The 4382-nt window shown below is 60.1% G+C and carries 2 protein-coding genes; both read left to right on the plus strand.

The genetic code is table 11. From position 1 onward, the window contains the following. Positions 1-1652: translational GTPase TypA (gene typA / locus ACFFAR_RS25885; RefSeq protein ID WP_375508710.1), on the plus strand; the 1652-nt coding region annotated here is incomplete at its 5' end. A 301-nt stretch (positions 1653-1953) separates the two neighbouring features. Further along, the coding region (locus tag ACFFAR_RS25890; RefSeq protein WP_174364323.1) for a 2-oxoglutarate dehydrogenase E1 component at positions 1954-4382 on the plus strand (2429 nt) is incomplete at its 3' end.

The raw sequence follows: 4382 nt of genomic DNA on the forward strand, positions 1-4382 counted from the left end.
AGAACTGCGCGGTCGAGTACGAAGGCACGCACATCAATATCGTGGACACGCCGGGACACGCCGACTTCGGCGGTGAAGTCGAACGCGTGCTGTCCATGGTCGACTCAGTGTTGTTGCTGGTCGACGCCGTCGAAGGTCCGATGCCGCAAACGCGCTTCGTGACAAAGAAGGCGCTGGCGCTCGGCCTCAAGCCTATCGTTGTGATCAACAAGGTCGACCGGCCGGGCGCGCGGATCGACTGGGTGATCAACCAGACGTTCGACCTGTTCGACAAGCTGGGCGCCACGGAAGAACAACTCGATTTCCCGATCGTCTACGCGTCGGGCCTGAATGGTTATGCCGGACTGAACCCGGACGTGCGCGAAGGCGACATGCGTCCGCTGTTCGACGCCGTGCTGGAACACGTTCCGGTTCGCCCGGCCGATCCGGACGCGCCGCTGCAACTCCAGATCACGTCGCTCGACTTTTCGTCGTATGTCGGCCGTATCGGCATTGGCCGGATCACGCGCGGGCGCATCAAGCCGGGCATGGCTGTCGCCGTGCGCACGGGTGCTGACGGCCCAATCCTGAACCGCAAGATCAATCAGGTCCTGTCGTTCAAGGGCCTGGAGCGCGTCCAGGTTGAAGAGGCTGAAGCCGGCGACATCGTGCTGATCAACGGTATTGAAGAAATCGGCATCGGCGTGACCATTTGCGCCGTGGATACCCCGGAAGCGTTGCCCATGATTACCGTGGACGAACCCACGCTGACCATGAACTTCCTGGTGAACTCGTCACCGCTGGCCGGTCGCGAAGGCAAGTTCGTCACGAGCCGTCAGATCCGCGACCGCCTGATGAAGGAACTGAACCACAACGTCGCGCTGCGTGTGAATGAAACCGGTGACGAAACCACGTTCGAAGTGATGGGCCGTGGCGAACTGCACCTGACCATTCTTGTGGAAAACATGCGTCGTGAAGGCTATGAGCTCGCCGTGTCGCGTCCGCGCGTGGTGATGACGGAAGTCGACGGCGTGAAGCATGAGCCGTATGAAAACCTGACCGTCGACATGGAAGACGCAAACCAGGGCGGCGTGATGGAAGAGCTGGGCCGCCGCAAGGGCGAGATGCTCGACATGGCGTCGGACGGCCGTGGCCGTACGCGTCTTGAGTACCGTATCTCGGCACGTGGCCTGATCGGCTTCCAGTCGGAATTCCTGACGCTCACGCGCGGCACTGGCCTGATGAGCCACACGTTCGATTCGTATCAGCCGGTGAAGGAAGGCGGTGTTGGCGAGCGTCGTAACGGCGTGCTGATTTCGCAGGACGACGGTGCTGCTGTCGCCTACGCATTGTGGAAGCTGCAAGATCGCGGCCGCATGTTCGTTTCGCCGGGTGATGCGCTTTATGAAGGCATGATCATCGGCATTCATAGCCGTGACAACGATCTGGTTGTGAACCCGATCAAGGGCAAGCAACTGACCAACGTGCGTTCGTCGGGAACGGACGAAGCGGTGCGCCTCGTGCCGCCGATCCAGATGTCGCTGGAATACGCGGTTGAATTTATCGATGACGACGAACTGGTCGAAGTCACGCCGCAATCCATCCGTCTGCGCAAGCGCTATCTGAAGGAACACGAGCGTCGCAGCGCCAGCCGCAAGGGCGCAGTGGACTGATCCAGTCCGTTGACATGCGAAGAAAAGCCACCCTTGGGTGGCTTTTTTATTGCGCTGCAACTTTCCTTCGCATGTGTCCCTTATTCGCGAAAGGTCTCCGAAAGCCCGCCGGACAAGCTTTCCGGGCGCGGCCGTCGGCGCGTTGATTTAATGATATGTGCTATGCTAGCGGATGCATTGCCAGTTTTAGGTCCTTCCAAGCAGACTTGATTCGCGCAATCCGCTAAACGGTCAGGCCGTGTTGCGGAAGGTTGAGTAACCCGCTATTTCTCGAGAAACTCGAAGAAAGGTGAGCGTAAAAATGATGAAGCAATCCCAGCTGAACTCCTATTTGTTCGGCGGTAATGCCCCGTATGTCGAAGAACAGTACGAGGCATATCTCGATAATCCCGCGTCAGTGCCCGAGACCTGGCGTACCTATTTCGATGCGTTGCAAAACGTGCCCGCATCGGATGGGTCGAATCACAACGACGTGGCCCACGGCCCGATCGTGGAGTCGTTCGCTCAGCGCGCGAAATCGAATGGCTTTGTGCCGCGCGAGAGCAGTGCTGATCTGGCGACAGCTCGTAAGCAGGTCTTCGTTCAGTCGCTGATCGGTGCTTACCGCTTCCTCGGCTCCCAATGGGCCAACCTCGATCCACTGAAGCGCCGCGAGCGCCCGACGATTCCCGAGCTCGAACCCGCTTTCTACGACTTCACCGAAGCCGACATGGACCAGACGTTCCATGCGCAGAACCTGTATTTCGGGCTCGAGCAGGCGTCGTTGCGTGAAATCGTCAAGGCGTTGCGCGATACGTACTGCGGCACGATTGGCGCCGAGTTCATGTACATCAGCGACCCGGAACAGAAGCGCTGGTGGAAGGAGCGGCTCGAATCGATCCGTTCGACCCCGAATTTCTCCGCCGACAAGAAAAAGCACATCCTCCAGCGCCTGACGGCGTCGGAAGGGCTCGAGCGTTTCCTGCACACCAAGTATGTCGGACAGAAGCGCTTCTCGCTGGAAGGCGGCGAAAGCTTTATCGCGTCCATGGACGAAGTCGTGCGTCACGCGGGCGCTGCAGGCGTGCAGGAAATCATCATCGGCATGGCTCACCGTGGACGCTTGAACGTCTTGGTGAACACGCTTGGCAAGATGCCGGCCGATCTTTTCGCCGAATTCGAAGGCAAGCACGTCGATGACCTGCCGGCCGGCGACGTGAAGTATCACAAGGGTTTTTCGTCGGACGTTTCGACCGACGGCGGCCCGGTCCACCTCTCGCTCGCATTCAACCCTTCGCACCTCGAAATCGTGAACCCTGTGGTCGAAGGTTCGGCGAAGGCGCGTATGGATCGTCGCGGCGACGTCGACGGCCTGCAAGTGCTGCCGGTCCAGATTCACGGTGACGCGGCGTTTGCCGGTCAGGGCGTGGTCATGGAAACGCTGAACCTCGCGCAAACGCGTGGTTACGGCACGCACGGCACGCTGCATATCGTCATCAACAACCAGATCGGCTTCACGACGTCGGACCCGCGCGATGCGCGCTCGACGCTGTATTGCTCGGACGTGGCGAAGATGATCGAAGCGCCGGTGCTGCACGTGAACGGCGACGATCCGGAAGCGGTCGTGCTGTGTACGCAGCTCGCTATCGACTACCGCATGCAGTTCCACAAGGACGTGGTTGTCGACATCATCTGCTTCCGCAAGCTGGGTCACAACGAGCAGGACACGCCGGCGGTCACGCAGCCGCTGATGTACAAGACGATTGCGAAGCATCCGGGCACGCGCGCGCTGTACGCTGAAAAGCTCGTGCAGCAAGGCGTGATCACGGCGGAAGACGCCGATGGTTACGTGAAGGCGTATCGCCAGGCAATGGATGACGGCCATCACACGGTCGATCCGGTGCTCTCGAACTACAAGAGCAAGTACGCGGTGGACTGGGTTCCGTTCCTGAACCGCAAGTGGACCGACGCAGCCGATACCGCCGTGCCGCTCGCTGAACTCAAGCGTCTGGCCGAGCGTATCACCACGATTCCGGAAAACTTCAAGGTGCATCCGCTGGTCGAGCGCGTGATCAACGACCGCCGTGCAATGGGCCGTGGCGAATCGAAGCTCGACTGGGGCATGGGCGAGCATCTCGCGTATGCGTCGCTGGTGGCATCGGGCTATGCCGTGCGTCTGACAGGCCAGGATTCGGGCCGGGGCACGTTCACGCATCGTCACGCTGTTCTGCACGATCAAAACCGCGAACGCTGGAACGACGGCACGTATATTCCGCTGCAGAACATCGCCGATGGTCAGGCGAAGTTCACGGTGATCGACTCGGTGTTGTCGGAAGAAGCAGTGCTCGGTTTCGAGTACGGCTACTCCACTGCAGAGCCGAACACGCTGGTTGCATGGGAAGCGCAATTCGGTGACTTCGTGAACGGCGCGCAGGTTGTGATCGACCAGTTCATCTCGTCGGGCGAAGTGAAGTGGGGCCGTGTTTCAGGTCTCACCATGCTCTTGCCGCATGGCTATGAAGGCCAGGGTCCGGAGCACTCGTCGGCGCGTATCGAACGATTCCTGCAGCTTTGCGCGGATCACAACATGCAAGTGGTCCAGCCGACCACGCCGGCGCAGATTTTCCATCTGTTGCGCCGCCAGATGATCCGCTTGTTCAGGAAGCCGCTGATCGTCGCCACGCCGAAGTCGCTGCTGCGCCACAAGGAAGCAGTGTCGGACCTGTCGGAGCTGGCGAAGGGTTCGTTCCA

It is taken from the genome of uncultured Caballeronia sp., from assembly GCF_964243625.1.
Classification (GTDB): domain Bacteria; phylum Pseudomonadota; class Gammaproteobacteria; order Burkholderiales; family Burkholderiaceae; genus Caballeronia.